This window comes from Methylobacterium gossipiicola (assembly GCF_900113485.1).
In the GTDB taxonomy this organism is placed as follows: Bacteria; Pseudomonadota; Alphaproteobacteria; order Rhizobiales; family Beijerinckiaceae; genus Methylobacterium; species Methylobacterium gossipiicola.
On record NZ_FOPM01000043.1, the window covers coordinates 1 to 16145 of the forward strand.

The 16145-nt window shown below is 69.1% G+C and carries 15 protein-coding genes; 8 read left to right on the top strand and 7 right to left on the bottom strand.

What is annotated here, in order from left to right; genetic code table 11:
* Positions 1 to 683: flagellin (locus BM249_RS20340; protein ID WP_280142696.1), on the top strand; the 683-nt coding region annotated here is incomplete at its 5' end.
* 147 nt (positions 684 to 830) lie between these two features.
* Here the strand turns inward: BM249_RS20340 and BM249_RS20345 are convergent.
* The 4 genes from BM249_RS20345 to BM249_RS20360 all read right to left on the bottom strand — a co-directional run bounded on the left by BM249_RS20345 (position 831) and on the right by BM249_RS20360 (position 3457).
* The gene (locus BM249_RS20345) at positions 831 to 1148 is read right to left on the bottom strand and encodes a hypothetical protein (RefSeq protein WP_143103823.1); all 318 of its coding nucleotides are present in this window, start codon (positions 1146 to 1148) and stop codon (positions 831 to 833) included.
* 244 nt (positions 1149 to 1392) lie between these two features.
* On the bottom strand, positions 1393 to 2514 hold the full coding sequence (gene modC / locus BM249_RS20350; protein ID WP_091975385.1) for a molybdenum ABC transporter ATP-binding protein: 1122 nt from the start codon (positions 2512 to 2514) through the stop codon (positions 1393 to 1395).
* A complete protein-coding gene (gene modB, locus BM249_RS20355) occupies positions 2511 to 3221 on the bottom strand; it encodes a molybdate ABC transporter permease subunit (protein ID WP_091975386.1) in 711 nt (236 codons plus the stop codon). The genes modC and modB overlap by 4 nt, the downstream gene beginning before the upstream one ends.
* Positions 3222 to 3292: 71 nt before the next feature.
* Entirely contained in the window at positions 3293 to 3457 is a 165-nt protein-coding gene (locus tag BM249_RS20360) for a hypothetical protein (protein ID WP_244528887.1), read from the bottom strand.
* A gap of 169 nt (positions 3458 to 3626) precedes the next feature.
* Here BM249_RS20360 and BM249_RS20365 point away from each other — a divergent pair, with 169 nt between their 5' ends.
* From BM249_RS20365 to BM249_RS20380, 4 genes are all read left to right on the top strand, one after another.
* On the top strand, positions 3627 to 4562 hold the full coding sequence (locus BM249_RS20365) for a 50S ribosomal protein L11 methyltransferase (protein WP_091975389.1): 936 nt from the start codon (positions 3627 to 3629) through the stop codon (positions 4560 to 4562).
* 24 nt (positions 4563 to 4586) lie between these two features.
* Positions 4587 to 6407: an aminopeptidase P family protein gene (locus tag BM249_RS20370; RefSeq protein ID WP_091975391.1), complete on the top strand. Its 1821-nt coding sequence runs from the start codon at positions 4587 to 4589 to the stop codon at positions 6405 to 6407.
* A 101-nt stretch (positions 6408 to 6508) separates the two neighbouring features.
* Positions 6509 to 7462 carry an acetyl-CoA carboxylase carboxyltransferase subunit alpha gene (locus BM249_RS20375; RefSeq protein ID WP_177232476.1) on the top strand — a complete coding sequence of 318 codons (954 nt, stop codon included), beginning with the start codon at positions 6509 to 6511 and terminating at the stop codon, positions 7460 to 7462.
* Between the two features lie 467 nt (positions 7463 to 7929).
* Positions 7930 to 9432 (top strand): L,D-transpeptidase family protein, encoded by a 1503-nt coding sequence (locus BM249_RS20380; RefSeq protein ID WP_091975395.1) that lies wholly within the window; start codon positions 7930 to 7932, stop codon positions 9430 to 9432.
* 245 nt (positions 9433 to 9677) lie between these two features.
* On the opposite strand, the gene BM249_RS20385 is transcribed toward BM249_RS20380, so the two are convergent.
* The 3 genes from BM249_RS20385 to BM249_RS20395 all read right to left on the bottom strand — a co-directional run bounded on the left by BM249_RS20385 (position 9678) and on the right by BM249_RS20395 (position 13556).
* Positions 9678 to 9926: a hypothetical protein gene (locus BM249_RS20385; protein WP_091975397.1), complete on the bottom strand. Its 249-nt coding sequence runs from the start codon at positions 9924 to 9926 to the stop codon at positions 9678 to 9680.
* Positions 9927 to 10062: 136 nt separating this feature from the next.
* Complete coding sequence (locus BM249_RS20390; RefSeq protein ID WP_091975399.1) at positions 10063 to 10779, bottom strand: PhoH family protein; 717 nt, start codon at positions 10777 to 10779, stop codon at positions 10063 to 10065.
* Between the two features lie 389 nt (positions 10780 to 11168).
* Positions 11169 to 13556 carry an ATP-dependent helicase gene (locus BM249_RS20395; RefSeq protein WP_091975401.1) on the bottom strand — a complete coding sequence of 796 codons (2388 nt, stop codon included), beginning with the start codon at positions 13554 to 13556 and terminating at the stop codon, positions 11169 to 11171.
* A 127-nt stretch (positions 13557 to 13683) separates the two neighbouring features.
* On the opposite strand from BM249_RS20395, the gene BM249_RS20400 reads away from it, so the two are divergent.
* The 3 genes from BM249_RS20400 to BM249_RS20410 form a co-directional block, all read left to right on the top strand.
* Positions 13684 to 13950 carry a hypothetical protein gene (locus tag BM249_RS20400; RefSeq protein ID WP_091975403.1) on the top strand — a complete coding sequence of 89 codons (267 nt, stop codon included), beginning with the start codon at positions 13684 to 13686 and terminating at the stop codon, positions 13948 to 13950.
* Positions 13951 to 14251: 301 nt separating this feature from the next.
* The gene (gene fabI, locus BM249_RS20405) at positions 14252 to 15082 is read left to right on the top strand and encodes an enoyl-ACP reductase FabI (RefSeq protein ID WP_091975405.1); all 831 of its coding nucleotides are present in this window, start codon (positions 14252 to 14254) and stop codon (positions 15080 to 15082) included.
* 374 nt (positions 15083 to 15456) lie between these two features.
* On the top strand, positions 15457 to 16145 hold a 689-nt coding region (locus BM249_RS20410; RefSeq protein WP_280142697.1), incomplete at its 3' end, for a flagellin N-terminal helical domain-containing protein.

Below are 16145 nucleotides of genomic sequence, written 5' to 3' on the forward strand. Positions count from 1 at the left end.
CCCAGCTCAACGCGTCCCTCGCCACGGTGAACGCCCAGGCCTCCATCGACAGCGTCACCGGCAAGATCGCCATCACCACCACCAACGACTACGGCGCCGACAACCTCAGCGTCTCGGTCTCCGGCGGTACGGCCTTCGCCGCGGGAACCTCCTCCGCCATCATCGGCGGCGACGGCGCCGCCGCCCGCCGGAACGCGGTTGCGAGCTACAACAATCTGCTGACGCAGATCAATCAGCTCGCCTCCGACGCCGGCTTCAACGGCCTGAACCTGCTCGCTGGTGACAACCTGAAGGTGGTGTTCAACGAAAAGGGCAGCTCGCTGCTCTCGGTCCAAGGTTCGACGGTGAACATCTCCAACCTCGGCCTCGGCCCCATCGACACCGATGGGTTCCAGGAGAACGGCCTGATCGCCAAGGTCATGACCGCCATCTCCTCGGCCTCGTCGCAGCTGAAGGCCCAGGCCTCGTCGCTGGGCTCGAACCTCGCCGTGGTCCAGAACCGTCAGGACTTCACCAAGCAGATCATCAACGTCCTCGACACCGGCGCCGGCAACCTCGTCAACGCCGACCTCAACGAGGAGGCCGCCAACTCCCAGGCCCTCTCGACCCGCAACTCCCTCGGCATCTCGGCACTCGCCCTGGCGAACCAGGCCCAGCAGGGCGTGCTGCAGCTGCTGCGCTAAGGAAGAGCCCCCTCGAAGGGGCACGCGCAACGAAAGCGCCGGGCCGGATCATCGCATCCGGTCCGGCGCCTTCATCTCTGGGCGGCCGCCGACATCCCGTCGCGTCCGCCCGTCCGTCCCGTCGGCGAACACTCTGCCCCGTCCGGGTTAGGCTTTGCGATCGACGGGATGGTCTTCCGCCGCTGCCTCGGAGGCCGCGGCGGCGGCCCGGTCGGCATAGGCGCGGGCCTTCAGGACAACGGGATCCGGCAATTGGATCACGATGTCACCGGAGCTCGGATCGACCTCCTGATACACGATGGACTTGGTATCCTGATCGATGCGGATGCGGGCCTCGCGCTGGGTCGCCTGCGCCGCGTGCCGGTCATGGCCCTCCGGCGCTTCGTCGTCGTGGTCCGGACGGGTCGTGTGGATGTCGAAGGTCACGGCGGGCCCGAGCCGGGTCGGTCCGATGACGGGCGTCACCGGCGACACCGCACCCGGCCCGGGGCCGGGACTCGGAACTCCCTGGACCGCGGTTGCACTCGTTATGCTCGAAATCGACATCGTCTATCCCTCGCCTCCTATCGCTGAATGATCGATGGCCTCATTAGGCGCCCGGGGGCTGAATCGAATCTTAAACAAATCGCCCCCTCCGCCGGCAGCCGGAAGTATCGTGAAGAGACTTTCATCGGCCTCAGGATATTTTTAAGCGATCTCGCGGAGGCGATCAGATCTCCACCGCCCGGGGCGCTCGGCCGGCGCCGATGGCCTGCGGATCGAAGGCGACGCTTTTCACCACGGCGAAGACGGGCAGCCCCGGCCGCAAGCCGAGGTCGTGGGCGGAGGCCCGCGTCAGCCGGGCGGTGAGCGTCGCATCGCCACATGCGAGGCCGACCAAAACCGCGCCCTCCCGCAGGGCGTCGACGTCGCGCACCGTGCCCGACAGGACGTTGCGGGCGCTGAGGCCGACGGGGGCTTGCGTCGCCACCAGTACGTCGCGGGCCGGTACGAGGAGGCGCACGGAGGCACCCACCGCCCGGTCGAGGCGCGGCACGCTGAGCCGCCCCACGGCACCCGACAGGTGCGTGAGGCCGGATTCCGCGTCGTGCCCCGCCACCGTCATGTCGAGGAGGCTGCCGGCCTGCGCCGCCCGATCCGGGCCGAGGTCGCCCCGGCCGAGGAGGGTCGCGGCCGGTCCGGCGGCAGCGACGCGCCCGGCTTCCAGCACCACCAGGGTGTCGGCGAGGCGGGCGACCTCCGGCACGGCATGGCTGACATACACGATGGGGATACCGGCTCCGTCGCGCAGGTGCTCGATGAGGGGCAGGATCTCGGCCTTGCGGGCGGCGTCGAGGGCGGCGAGGGGCTCGTCCATGAGCAGCAGGCGCGGATGCGACAGCAGGGCCCGACCGATGGCGACGCGCTGGGCCTCCCCCCCCGACAGGCCCGTGGGGCGACGCGCCAGGAGATGGCCGATTCCGAGGAGCCCGATGACGTCGTCGAATCCGAGGCCGGGCGGTTCCGGGCGGTTCCGCGCGACGAAGCGGCGGCCGTAAACGAGGTTCTGCCGCACGCTCAGATGGGGCAGCAGCCGCGCCTCCTGGAACACCACGCCGATGCGACGGCGATGGGTCGGCCGGTCGATGCGGTTGTCCGTGTCCAGCAGGGTCTCGCCATCGAGGACGATGCGGCCCCGGTCGGGCCGTACGAGGCCGGCGAGGAGGGCGATCACCGTGGTCTTGCCCGAGCCCGAGGGGCCGAACAGGGCGGTGAGGCCGGGGGGCGCCGTGAAGGCGACGTCGAGGCGGAAGGCCCCGCGCGCCAGGGCGAGATCGAGGCTGAGGCTCATGGACGAGACTCAGCCTGCCCCAGGCGACGGGCGAGGCGCCGCGCCAGGAGTTCGGAGGCGAGCAGGGCCGCCATGGACAGGGCGATGGAGACGAGGGTGAGGCGCAGGGCGGCGGCCTCGCCCCCCGGCACCTGCGTCAGGCTGTAGATGGCCGAGGGCAGGGTCTGGGTTTCGCCCGGAATGTTCGACACGAACGTGATGGTGGCGCCGAACTCGCCCATGGCCTTGGCGAAGGCCAGCACCGCTCCGGCGAGCACGCCCGGCAGGGCGAGCGGCAGGGTCACGGTGAGGAAGACCGACCACGGCCCGGCCCCGAGGGTCGCGGCCGCCTGCTCGACGCGCCGATCCACGGCCTCCAGGGAGAGGCGCATGGCCCGCACCATGAGGGGAAAGCCCATGACGGCGCAGGCGAGGGCCGCCCCGGTCCAGCGGAACGACAGCACGATGCCGATCTCGGCCAGCGCCGCCCCGAAGGCGCCGCGCCGGCCGAAGGCGAGGAGCAGGAGGTAGCCCGTCACCACGGGCGGCAGGATCAGGGGGAGATGCACGATCCCGTCGAGGAGGCCGCGCCCGGGAAAGCGGCGACGCGCCAGGAGCCACGCCACGGCGAGGCCGGGCCCGAGACTGGCGAGGGTGGCCACCGCCGCCACCCTCAGACTCAAGGTGATGGCGGTCCACTCGTCGGGGGTGAGGCCGAGACGATCCAAGGGGTATCCAGGGTGGAACGGCGGACCGGGGCAATAACCCGATTCATCGTCGATCCCGCAAGGGCGCCGCCTCAGGCCGTTCGATCCTCGTCGTCCAGCCGCGTGATTTCCGATCGGTGGAGACGGCTCAGCAGAACCAGCATCGAGCCCGGCAGGGGCGCCGCGAGGGCGTCGGATTCGAGAATCCCTTCCCGCCCGCGGGCGAGGCGCCGGCGGGACCTGGATTTCTCGGCCATGACCACCGGCGTTCGTCCGCCGGTTCTTTTGATTCTCATACGCACGCAAGCACCCGCGATGACGGATCGACTCCGGGAAGCGAGGGCAAACGCGAAAGTCGGCGCTTCGTTCCCGGGAAATTCGCACCCCAGTGGCGGGGCCGCGCGGGGGGTGTTAGAGCCCTGGTCCATGCTCGAAGGCCTGCCCCCCCACCGCCCGACCCATGTGCTGCGCCTCCTCACGGACGAGGGCTCGGCCAAGGCGATGACCGATCTCCTGGGCGAGATGTTCGACCCGACGCAGACGGCGGTGGCCGCCTTCGAGGCCGAGGACGGCCGGACCTGGCGCCTGGAGGCGTATTTCGCCGACGCCCCCGACGAGGAGATGATCCGCGAACTCATCCGCCCCGTGGTCGGCGACCAGGCCGATGTCGCGACCTTCGAGACCATCGACCAGCAGGATTGGGTCCGCGCCTCCCTCGAAGGGCTGAACCCCGTGCGGGCCGGCCGCTTCCTCGTCCATGGCAGCCACGACCGCGACACCGTGCGGGCGAACGACCTCGCCATCGAGATCGAGGCGGCCCTCGCCTTCGGCACCGGCCATCACGGCACGACGCTCGGCTGCCTGCGGGCGCTCGCCAACCGGTTGAAGCGTGGCCGCCCGGCCCATGTCCTCGACGTCGGCACCGGCACCGGCATCCTGGCCTTCGCGGCGGCCAAAGCCCTCCACACCCCCGTGATCGCCGGCGACCTCGACCCCGAGGCGGTGACCACGGCCATCGGCAATGCCCGCCTCAACGGGTTGGGGCCGACCCTGCGGCTGTACCAGGGGCCGGGCGTGCGCCATGCCCTGGCGGCCCGGCCGCGCCGCTTCGACGTGGTGTTCGCCAACATCCTGGCCCGGCCGTTGAAAGGTCTCGCCCCCTCGCTCACGGCGGTGGTGGCCGATCACGGCATCCTCATCCTGTCCGGGCTCATCGAGCGCGACGTGCCGGGCGTGCTCTCCACCTACCGCCATCGCGGCTTCCACCTCGCGAGCCATGGCCTCATCGAGGGCTGGGCCACCCTGGTGCTGAAGCGCGGCGGTGCCGCCCCGCGTCCCCTGCGCGGATGGTTGCCGCGCTGAACCGCCCGGCGTAACCCTGGCGAGATGACGCGCGCCCGCTTCCAGACCTTCGACGATCCCGGCCACCGCGAGGGCGCCACCCGCCTCGCGGCCTTGCGAAAAACCTTGGGCGCGCAGGGCCTCGACGGATTCGTGGTGCCCCGCGCCGACGAGCACCAGTCGGAATACGTAGCCCCGGGGGCCGAACGCCTCGCCTGGCTCACGGGGTTCACCGGCTCGGCCGGCACGGCGGTGATCCTGACGGATCGCGCCGCCCTGGTGGTGGACGGGCGCTACACCCTCCAGGCCCCGGCCCAGGTCGATACGGCCGTGATCACCCCGGTCCAGCTCGCCGAGACGGGTGTCGAGGCATGGATCTCGGATCATCTGAAGAGCGGACAGGTCCTCGGCTACGATCCGTGGCTGCACACGCCGGATGGGGTCGCCCGCCTGCAACGGGCCGTCGACAAGGCCGGGGCGACGCTCCGTGCCGTTGACGTCAATCCCATCGATGCGGTCTGGTCTGACCGGCCGGGCCAGCCCGCCGGAGCCGTGGTGCTCCATCCCCTGGAACTCGCCGGGGAAGCCGTGCCGGACAAACGCGCCCGGATCGCAGCCGCCCTCGACAAGGCCGGGTGCGCCGCCCTGGTGATCTCCGATCCGCACAACCTCGCCTGGGCGTTCAACCTGCGCGGCGGCGACATCGACCACACGCCCCTGGCGCTGGGCTACGCGATCCTGCCTCGGCAAGGTCGACCGACCCTGTTCCTCGGCTCGGCCGACATCGCGCCCGAACTCCGTGACGCCCTGGCGCCGCTGGCCGACCTCGCGCCCCGAAATGCGTTCGAGACCGCCCTCGACGATCTCGCCCGGGGCGGCCCCATCCGCCTCGACGCGGCGACGGGCGCCATCGCCCTCAAGGTCCGGATCGAGGCCGCCGGCGGCACCGTCGAGACCGGCCCCGATCCCATCACGGGGCTCAAGGCGGTGAAGAACGCCGCCGAGATCGCCGGCACCCGCGCGGCGCATTTGCGGGATGGCGTCGCGGTGGTGCGCTTCCTCGCCTGGCTCGATGGGCGGGCGGAGGCCGGTTCCCTCACCGAGATCGCCGCCGTCGAGGCCCTGGAGGATTTTCGGGCGGACAGCGGCCTGCTCCGGGACGTCTCGTTTCCCACCATCTCGGGCAGCGGCCCCAACGGCGCCATCGTGCATTACCGGGTCAGCCGCGAGACCGACCGTGCGGTCGAGCCGGGCGAACTCTTTCTCATCGATTCCGGCGCCCAATACCGCGACGGCACCACGGACATCACCCGCACGGTGGCCATCGGGTCGCCGACGGACAGTATGTGCGACCGCTTCACCCGCGTGTTGAAGGGCCATGTCGGCATCGCCCGGGCCGTGTTCCCGAAGGGCACGACGGGGGCGCAGATCGACGGCTTCGCCCGCGCTCCCCTGTGGGAGGCCGGGCTCGATTTCGACCACGGCACCGGGCACGGGGTCGGCGCCTTCCTGTCCGTGCACGAGGGGCCGCAGCGCATCGCCAAGACCGGGACCGTGCCCCTGGAGGCGGGCATGATCCTGTCCAACGAGCCCGGTTACTACCGGGCCGGTGAGTACGGCATCCGCCTCGAAAACCTCGTCCTCGTCGAGCCGCGCACGATTCCCGGGGCCGAGCGGACCATGCTCGGATTCGAGACCCTGACCCTGGCGCCGTTCGACCGGCGCCTCATCGCCCGCGCGCTCCTGAGCCAGCCTGAGCACGCCTGGATCGACGCCTATCACGCGCGGGTCCGCGACACCCTCGCACCCCATCTCGACGCGCCGACCCGCGCCTGGCTGGCGCAAGCCACCGCGCCCCTGGCCTGACCGCGCTGGTTGACACCGGGCGAGCCTTCGCCAACACCCCGCCCCGGCGGCCGGCCCCGCCCCGCGGGACCGTGAAGGACGAGAAGAGACCGATGACGGTGATGCGCTCCTACCTGGACTTCGAGAAGCCCGTCGCCGAACTCGAGGCGAAGGTCGAGGAACTCAAGGCCGTGGGCGCCCGCGACGGGGCCGTGTCCATCTCCGAGGAGGTCGGACGCCTGGAGGCCAAGGCCGCAGCCGCCCTGTCGGACATCTACGCCTCCCTGACGCCGTGGCAGAAGACGCAGGTGGCCCGCCACCCGCAACGGCCCCACTTCGTCGATTACTGCGCCGATCTCATCACCGAGTTCACGCCGCTCGCCGGGGACCGCGCCTTCGGCGAGGACGCCGCCATCGTGGCCGGCTTCGGCCGGTTCCGGGGCCGGGCCGTCTGCGTCATCGGCCAGGAGAAGGGCCACTCCACCGAGACGCGCCTGCACCACAATTTCGGGATGGCCAAGCCCGAGGGCTATCGCAAGGCCGTGCGCCTCATGGAGATGGCCGACCGCTTCGGCCTGCCGGTGCTGGCCTTCATCGACACGGCGGGCGCGTTCCCCGGCATCGAAGCCGAGGAGCGCGGACAGGCGGAGGCCATCGCCCGCTCGACGGAAGCCTGCCTCGCCCTCGGCGTCCCCAACGTCGCCCTGGTCATCGGGGAGGGCGGCTCGGGCGGCGCCATCGCGCTGGCCACCGCCAACCGGGTGCTGATGATGGAGCACGCCATTTACGGGGTGATCTCGCCGGAGGGCGCCGCCTCGATCCTGTGGCGCGACCAGGGCCGGGCCTCGGATGCCGCCACCGCCATGAAGATCACCGCCCAGGATCTCCTGCGGCTCGGCATCATCGACACCATCGTGCCCGAGGCCACGGGCGGCGCCCATCGCGGCCGCGCCGCCGCCACGGCCGCCGCCGGGCAGGCCATGGCCGCCGCCCTGGCGGAGTTCGACGGCCTGTCGCCGGACGAGATCCGCGACCGCCGGGCCGTGAAGTTCCTGGAGATCGGCCGCAAGCTCTGAGGCCGCCTCCGGTTGATGCCTTCGGATCGGTGAGACGCGACGCCTTCCTGGAAGGCGGGGGAGCCCGCGCCCGGCAGCGACCGAATGGATAGTCCCGGACCGGCGTGAAGCCCGTCGAAATATCCCGATCGCTGTTCGTTGCGTGCTTTTGTCGCAGTCTAATAGAGGGAACCCTTAAGGGCTCTTCGGAATCCACCGGACCCTTCGTGCAGGGCGGCGTTCATAAGGTCGGCCGTATTCCTCTCGAAATCGTGAGCCGCATCAACGCCTTCGACCCGCGTGTCCCACGCGCCGCCTCCGGTTCCATGCCCTCCCCGAACCGTACCCGGGATTCACACCCGATCCCGAGATCCCATTCCATCGCCTTGCGGTAACACGGGGGTAAGTTTAACGGAGCTAAGGGGTTGGGGAGTGGCGTCCGACGGGCAAAGCCCGCGGAGGCGTGTCTTTTGAGAGTGGGGTTCCCCATGGCTGTGCGCCGACCGGCGTTACGCCCGTACGTGATCGCCGGCCTCGCCGCGCTCACGATCTCCCTCGGCGCCTGCCAGGACGGATCGACGGGCGGCGGCGTTCCCCTGCGCGCCCTCGCGCCGGTTCCCCAGAAGACCCTCGCGCTCATGGCGCAGAAGGGCATGTCGCAGAACGATCCCATCCTCATCCGCGCCTACAAGAAGGAAGCGGAGATGGAGGTGTGGAAGCGGACCAGCTCCGGCCAGTACGCACTCCTGAAGACCTTCCCCATCTGCCGCTGGTCGGGCCAGCTCGGGCCGAAGACGAAGCAGGGCGACCGCCAGGCGCCCGAAGGCTTCTACACGGTGACGCCGGGGCAGATGAACCCGAACTCGTCCTACTACCTCTCCTTCGACACCGGTTACCCCAACGCCTACGACCGCGCCAACGGCCGCACGGGCAACTACATCATGGTCCACGGCACCTGCTCGTCGGCGGGCTGCTTCGCCATGACCGACGAATCCATGGGCGAGATCTATGCGCTGGCCCGCGATTCCTTCGCCGGCGGCCAGCGGGCGTTTCAGTTCCAGTCCTACCCGTTCCGGATGACGGCGGCGAACGTCGCGAAGTTCCGCAACGACCCCAACGCGCCGTTCTGGAAGAACCTCAAGGAGGGCTCGGATTATTTCGAGGCCCTGCGCGAGGAGCCGAAGGTCGGTCTGTGCGGCACCCGCTACGTGTTCGGCGGTGCCGATGCGGCGGCCGGCGCCTGCAATCCCCGCGTCGACCCACAGGTGGCCGAGAAGCGCGACCGCGACAACCGCGAGGTCGCCGAACTCATCGCCAAGGGCACGCCGGCCACCCGCGTCGTCTACGAGGACGGCAGCCAGAACCCGGTGTTCCGGCCGCAGCCGCCGGCCAGTACCACGGCCTTCGCCAACCTGATTCCCAAGGACGAGCCGGAACAGCCCTACGATCCGAAGGAATACGCCCGCCGCCACCTCGGCGAGGTGAGCCGCCCGGAATCCATCGCGGCGGATGCCCGCGAGATCGAGGTCGATGCCAAGGGACGCCCGGTGATGCTCGCCGCCGCCGACGCCCCGATTCCCACCAAGGCCGCCGCCAAGGCCGCGGCGGGGCAGGGCAAGAAGGGCGCGGCGGTCCAGACCCTCATGGCCAAGGTCGAGCCCGCCGAGCCGGCGGTGGCGAAGCCCGCCCGCGTGATGGTCGCCGACGCCGATGGCGACCCGGCCGCCTTCAAGAAGGCCCTGACGCACGTGCTCGGCACCAACCCCGGTCCGGCCACCCCGGCGACGGACGCCGCGACGATCCCGGCCGCCGCCCATGCCGTCAAGCTCACCCCCAAGGCGCCCGCGAAGGTCGCCCATGCCGGTCAGGTCCATGCGGCGACGGCCTCCACCCCGAAGGCCAAGGGCGCGACCGTTGCCGACGCGAAGGCGGCCAAGCCCGTGGTGAAGACGACGGGCTCCGTGACGAAGACGACTTCCACCAAGGAGTGATCGAGCCTCCGGACGATCCCCTCGGATTGGTCGCGCCCGACGGGCTCCCTCTCTCGCGAGGGGAGGGGGCCCAGGGCCCGTGACCACCAGCCGAGGGAATCGACCGGCGACGGTCTGAGCTGACACCCTCGAACGACGCTTTTTCGCACGCGCCCCGCACCGTCCGCTCATACGTCAGCGATCGCTTCCAAACGAAAAAGGGCCCCGCGAGGGACCCTTTCCGTTTCGACCGAAACCGATCGAGATTACATGCGGCGCATCATCCGGCGGTGCATCATCTTGCGGTGCATGTGACGGTGCATCATGCGACGCTCCATCCGGCGCTGCATCATGCGGCGCTCCATCCGACGCTCCATGGGCGTCATGCGCACGTCGGTCACGGTCTCGGGGGCGGTGACGCCCACGGGGGCGCCGGGGGCAGCCGAGGCAGAGGTGGCGAGGCTGGCGCCGCCGAGCGAGGCGAGCACGGCGAAGGCCAAGGTCAGTTTCCTCACGTCAGAACTCCTGTTCTTTTCTGTCCGAGCGCGGCACCCGGTCCGTCGTCCTCGGATCGTCAGACCCATCAGACACGTGTCGCGCACCGGAGTGAGCGGCGGGCCCCGCAGAAGCCCGCGGCTGATAACCCCCAAGTCAGAGATTCGTTTCCTCGAAAGCCCGCACCCAATCAGCACAAATTCCCGAGCGCACGATGTCGTCGAGGGTGAATTCCACTACCGGAATCGGCATCATGCGGCTTTTCACGAGGTGGATCACCGTGCGTAGGCCCGAGGTCTCGCGAAGATCCGTCTGCGAGACGTCGCCGTTGATGATCACCTGGCAATCGTCTCCGATGCGGGTGAGGAACATCTTGATCTCGGCCGTGGTGGTGTTCTGGGCCTCGTCGAGGATCACGAGGCAGTTCTTGAAGGTGCGCCCACGCATCACTTCGAACGGCACCACCTCGATGTCGCCGGTCTTCATGGCGATGTCGAAGGCGGCCGCGCCCATGCGCTCCTTCATGGCCTCGGTGAGCGGCGCGACCCAGGGGGCGATCTTCTCCTCGAGGGTGCCGGGAAAGTAGCCGAGGGAGCGGCCCGAGGGCACGTTGGGGCGGGTGATGATGACCTTGCCGATGCGGCGCTGGCGAAGCTGGTCCGCCGCCCGTGTGCCGGCGATGAAGGTCTTGCCGGTACCGGCGGGGCCGAGGACGATGACCTGTTTGTGAAGCGCGAGAGCTTCGAGATACTGCGCCTGCCGGTCGGTCAGGGGCTGGATGGGGCCGAGGTTGCGTTCCTCGTCGAAGCGAGTCCGGTGCAAGCGGACGGGACGATCTTCCACCAGTTCAAGTCGTGTGCGCCGTCTCTTCATCGATCAATACTCCACCTGGACTTGCCAACCGGACTCAATCTGAACTGCACCTGTTGAACGTGACGCGCGTGAAACCTCGTATCGTGAAAGTCGTGTCGCTTCGACCGGAGATCATGTCGGTCGATTGGCAAGTCTCCGACAAGGGGGCGGTTCCCCCCGAGCCGGCCTTGCCTGTGGATGGTGGGGCGCTCCGGTCCCTCAACATCCCTGTCGTTGCACGCACCATGCCGCACCGGACGCGACGGGGGCGTGACGATCCATTGTTCTTCGACAGTGATGTCGAAAGTCCGCACGCTTTCGCGCCTGCGAGCGAAGACAGAGATTTTCTTCTCGGCGATGCAAATCGGCCGCACTCAGGGCTTTGCCGGGACGGAGCGCGGCGCGGGGGATCAGGCGGGCTGGATGAAGCTGTCGAGCACCATCTTCTGGCCGGCCTTGTCGAAATTCACCGTGAGCTTGTTGCCGTCGACGGCTGCGACGTCGCCCGGGCCGAACTTGGTGTGGAATACCCGCATGCCGACGGAGAAGGCCGAGGGCGTGCCCGTGGATTTGGCGATGAGTTCGCCCTCGATCTGGCGCGGGCCGGAGCGGTTCACCGGATTGCGGGAGGGGCCGCTGCCGAAATTGCCACCGCCGAAATTGCCCGTGTTGGCGGTGGCGGCCTGCGCCCGCTGCCAGCCGGGCGTGCCGTAGGACGAGCCGAACGGCGTCGGGTTGCGGTCGAACCGCGAGGCCCCGGCCGAGAAATGCGCCGGCGCCTCGACGACCTCGACGCTGGCCGGCGGCAACTCGTCGATGAACCGGCTTGGAATCGTCGAGGACCACAGGCCGTGGATGCGTCGGTTGACGGCAAATGACAGCTTGGCGCGCTTTCGGGCACGGGTGAGGCCGACATGGGCAAGCCGTCGCTCTTCCTCGAGGCCGGCCCGGCCGCTCTCGTCCAGCGCCCGCTGGTTCGGGAAAAGCCCGTCCTCCCAGCCGGGCAGGAACACCGTGTCGAATTCCAGCCCCTTGGCGGCGTGAAGGGTCATGAGGGAGACGCGGTCCGCCCCCTCCTGCTCGCTGGCTTCCATCACCAGGGAGACGTGTTCGAGGAAGGCCGCCAGGTCGGGGAATTCCTCCATGGAGCGCACGAACTCCTTGAGGTTTTCGAGGCGCCCGGCGGCGTCGGCGGACTTATCCTTCTGCCACATCTCGGTGTAGCCGGATTCCTCCAGGATGGTCTGGGCCACCTCGGAATGCGGCTTGGTGCCAACCAGCCGCGCCCACCGCGAAAAGCTCTCCACCAGGGCGCGGACGCCGGAGCGGGCACGGGGCTTCAGCTCGTCGGTCTCCGTGAGGAGGCGCGCTGCCTGCAGCAGGGGCACGCCCTGGGAACGCGAATAGCCGTGCAGGATCTGCAGGGTGGCGTCGCCCAACCCCCGCTTCGGGGTGTTGAAGATCCGCTCGAAGGCGAGATCGTCGGACGGGTTCATGGTGACGCGCAAGTAAGCCAGGGCGTCCCGGATCTCGGCGCGCTCGTAGAAGCGCGGTCCGCCGATCACCCGGTAGGGCAATCCCAACTGGACGAAGCGGTCTTCGATCTCGCGCATCTGGGCTGAGATGCGAACCAGGACGGCGATCTCCGACAGGGGATGCTGCCTGTGTTGCAGCGACTCGATGGCCTCGCCGATCTGGCGCGCCTCTTCCTCCGAATCCCAGGCGCCCGCCACCGTCACCTTCTCGCCCGCCACGTCCTCCGTGCGCAGGGTCTTGCCGAGGCGCCCCTCGTTCTTGGCGATGAGCCCCGAGGCGGCGGCGAGGATGTGGCCGGTGGAGCGGTAGTTGCGCTCCAGGCGCACCACGGTGGCACCGGGAAAGTCGTGCTCGAACCGCAGGATGTTGTCGACCTCGGCGCCGCGCCAACCGTAGATCGACTGGTCGTCGTCGCCGACGCAGGCCACGTTGCGGTGGCCCTGGGCGAGCAGGCGCAGCCACAGGTACTGGGCGACGTTGGTGTCCTGATACTCGTCGACGAGGATGTAGCGGAATCGCTGCTGATAGGTCTCCAGCACGTCCGGGTTCTCGCGCCACAGCTTCAGGCACAGCAGCAGGAGGTCGCCGAAATCGGCGGCGTTGAGGGTGAGCAACCGCGCCTGATAGGCGGTGTAGAGGGCGCCGCCCTTGCCGAAGGCGAAGGCCTGCGCCTCGCCCGGCGGCACCTGCTCGGGCAGCAGGCCGCGGTTCTTCCAGCCGTCGATGGCCGAGGCGAGGGCGCGGGCCGGCCAGCGCTTCTCGTCGATATTCTGATCGACGATCACCTGCTTCATCAGGCGCAGCTGATCGTCCATGCCGAGAATCGTGAAGTCCGAGCGCAGACCGACGAGTTCGGCATGGCGCCGCAGGATCTTGGTGCCGATGGAGTGGAAGGTGCCGAGCCACGGCATGCCCTCGCCCGCCGGGCCGATGAGGCCGCCGATGCGGTGCTTCATCTCCCGCGCCGCCTTGTTGGTGAAGGTCACCGACAGGATGTCGAAGGGGCGCGCCTTGGCCGTGGCGATGAGGTGGGCGATGCGGGTGGTGAGCACCCGGGTCTTGCCGGTGCCGGCCCCCGCCAGCACCAGGACGGGACCGTCCGTCGCCTCGACGGCGCGGCGCTGCTCGTCGTTCAGGCCCTCGAGATAGGGCGAGCTCTGGGGCCGGAGGGAGGCCATGGCGCGGGCCGCGATGGAGGCGGGCGCGGCGTCGGAGGCGGGCACCGGCCGCGAGGCCCCAGTCTTGTCGAGGTGCTGAGTCATGCCGCATCCCTGGACCAAAACGCGAACGGCGTCGAGGGTTCAACGGCGAAGCGCCCGCGCGGGAACCGGGCTTTCCGCCCATGCGTCGTCCCCACAGCCTGACAATCCCCCAAGGGAGACCCACCCCATGCCCCGCCCGATCACGATCCGCGCGCGCCGCCTCGCCCTGTCGGGCCTCGCCCTCCTGGCGGCGGGCCCGGCCCTGGCCCAATCCTCCGCCAACCCCGGCAGCCTCAATGCCACCAACGACCGGCTCGCCACCCAAAGCCAGATTCGCGGCATTCAGAACCAGCAGCAATTCGACTCCAGCCAGACCCGGATGCAGATTCAGCGCAACGAACTCTTTCGCCCGGAGCCGAGCGCCGGCCCGGCCATCGTAGCGCCCCGGCGCTGAGGCGGGCGGCCTTCTCATGGAACCGGGGGAATCGGGCTGCGTTTTTCCAGCAACACGCAAGGACAAAACGCATGCTCTGGTTCACCTTGGGCTCCGTCGGTGGCCTCGCCCTCACGGGCCTCGCGGCGGTTTACGCCAAGCAGGCCCTTATCGATTGGGCGCGGTCCGAGACCAACGGCTACTTCTAGGACGGTCCCCCGCGAATCTCTCGCCGGATTGGACAGGCCCGCGACCCGCACGCTAAGCCTCTCCCAACAGGATGGGCCGCCGGCCGGAGCCGCCCACATCCGTGGGGAAACGCATGACGGGTTTGATGACGGGGAAGCGCGGCCTCATCATGGGGGTCGCCAACAATCATTCCATCGCCTGGGGCATCGCGTCGGCCCTGCACAAGCACGGCGCCGAACTCGCCTTCACCTACCAGGGCGAGGCCCTCGGACGCCGGGTGGCACCGCTTGCCGCCTCGCTCGGATCCGACATCGTCATTCCCTGCGACGTCGAGGACATCGCCAGCGTCGACGCGGTGTTCGAAACCCTGGACACACGTTTTCCCGACGGGATCGACTTCGTCGTCCACGCCATCGGGTTCTCCGACAAGAACCAGCTGAAGGGGCGCTACGTCGACGTCACCACCCGTGAGAACTTTTCCCGCACCCTGACGATTTCGTGCTTCTCTTTCACCGAGATCGCCCAGCGGGCGGCCAAACGCATGCCGCGCGGCGGCTCGCTTCTGACCCTGACCTATGGCGGCTCGACGCGGGTGATGCCGAACTACAACGTCATGGGCGTCGCCAAGGCGGCTCTGGAAGCTTCCGTCCGTTACCTCGCAGGGGATCTCGGCCCGGACGGTATCCGCGTCAACGCCCTCTCGGCCGGCCCGATGCGGACGCTGGCCGGTGCCGGCATCGCCGATGCCCGCCTCATGTTCAACCACCAGAAGGCCCACGCGCCCCTGCGGCGGACGGTGACCCAGGAAGAGGTCGGCGGCTCGGCCGTCTACCTGCTCTCCGACCTGTCCGGCGGCGTCACCGGCGAGGTCCACTTCGTCGATTCGGGCTACAACATCATCTCGATGCCGCGCCCCGACGTGCTTCAGGCACAGGACGAGGCCGGGCTCATCGACGCCGGGTGAGGCCGGTCGGGGAGACGAACACGCGGCGAAAGTCCCCGCCGGGGAGCGATACGGTGTCCGCTCGACCGAAGCGGACACCGCTCAGCATCGAACCACCGAGATGTGGGAACCCGCCTCGGGAGATCCCGCCGAGGGCCCCCGGATTTGATTGTTGAGGTGGTTGTCACGACTCATGGCTAACGAATGGTGAATGCGGTTTGATGTCGGGTTCGACAACTGCCTGACGGACCACGACAAATCCCAAGCTCAGGCCGGGCGCTCCATTTCGGTCATCTTGCGTTCACCATGTCGCTTAAGCTCGAGGCAAGACCGGCGTGGTCTAAAGGACCCGTCTCCAAAAACGGGGACGCAGCGATCAGAACGGATCGAACACCATGTCCAACGGCATCACCCTTTCGGCCGCCACCCGCGCGAACCTGCTCTCGCTGCAGGGCACGGCCGACCTCCTCGCCACGACCCAGAACCGCCTCGCCACCAACAAGAAGGTCAACTCGGCCCTCGACAACCCGACCAACTTCTTCACGGCCGACACCCTGTCGAGCCGCTCGGCCGGCCTCTCGAAGCTGCTCGACGGCATCTCCAACGGCATCCAGGCGATCCAGGCCGCCAACACCGGCCTGACCAAGCTGCAGGGCCTCACCGACCAGCTGAAGTCCGTCGCCCAGCAGGCCCTGTCCTCCTCGAACGCCTTCTCCACCAAGGCGACCAACACCTCCGTCGCCCTGACCGGCGCCACCGCTTCGAACCTGCTCTCCACCGGCGCGACCCAGGCCGTGTCGGACACGATCATCGGCGCTGCCGCCGGCAGCACCGCCGCCGCCGCGACGTCCACGCTCGCCAGCACCACGGCGTATGCCGACGGCGTTGCCACCGTGACCGGTAGCGCAGCCTACGCTGCGCCCGGTTCCGACACATCGTTCACCATCACGGGTGCGGACGGCGCGGCAAAGACCATCAACGTGCTGACGACTGATACGGCCGTCCAGGCCATCATCGACAAGGTCAATGCCTTTACGTCGGCAACCGGTGTGACCGCGTCGAATGATGGTACCGGCAAGCTGGT

Excerpts from the sequence above, each read along its gene's own strand:
- BM249_RS20400 (WP_091975403.1), top strand. The coding sequence starts at position 13,684 with ATGCCCCGCCCGATCACGATCCGCGCGCGCCGCCTCGCCCTGTCGGGC.
- BM249_RS20370 (WP_091975391.1), top strand. The coding sequence starts at position 4,587 with ATGACGCGCGCCCGCTTCCAGACCTTCGACGATCCCGGCCACCGCGAG.
- BM249_RS20375 (WP_177232476.1), top strand. The coding sequence starts at position 6,509 with ATGCGCTCCTACCTGGACTTCGAGAAGCCCGTCGCCGAACTCGAGGCG.
- BM249_RS20395 (WP_091975401.1), bottom strand. The coding sequence starts at position 13,556 with ATGACTCAGCACCTCGACAAGACTGGGGCCTCGCGGCCGGTGCCCGCC.
- modC (WP_091975385.1), bottom strand. The coding sequence starts at position 2,514 with ATGAGCCTCAGCCTCGATCTCGCCCTGGCGCGCGGGGCCTTCCGCCTC.
- BM249_RS20390 (WP_091975399.1), bottom strand. The coding sequence starts at position 10,779 with ATGAAGAGACGGCGCACACGACTTGAACTGGTGGAAGATCGTCCCGTC.
- BM249_RS20365 (WP_091975389.1), top strand. The coding sequence starts at position 3,627 with ATGCTCGAAGGCCTGCCCCCCCACCGCCCGACCCATGTGCTGCGCCTC.
- BM249_RS20360 (WP_244528887.1), bottom strand. The coding sequence starts at position 3,457 with ATGGCCGAGAAATCCAGGTCCCGCCGGCGCCTCGCCCGCGGGCGGGAA.
- fabI (WP_091975405.1), top strand. The coding sequence starts at position 14,252 with ATGACGGGTTTGATGACGGGGAAGCGCGGCCTCATCATGGGGGTCGCC.
- BM249_RS20380 (WP_091975395.1), top strand. The coding sequence starts at position 7,930 with ATGGCTGTGCGCCGACCGGCGTTACGCCCGTACGTGATCGCCGGCCTC.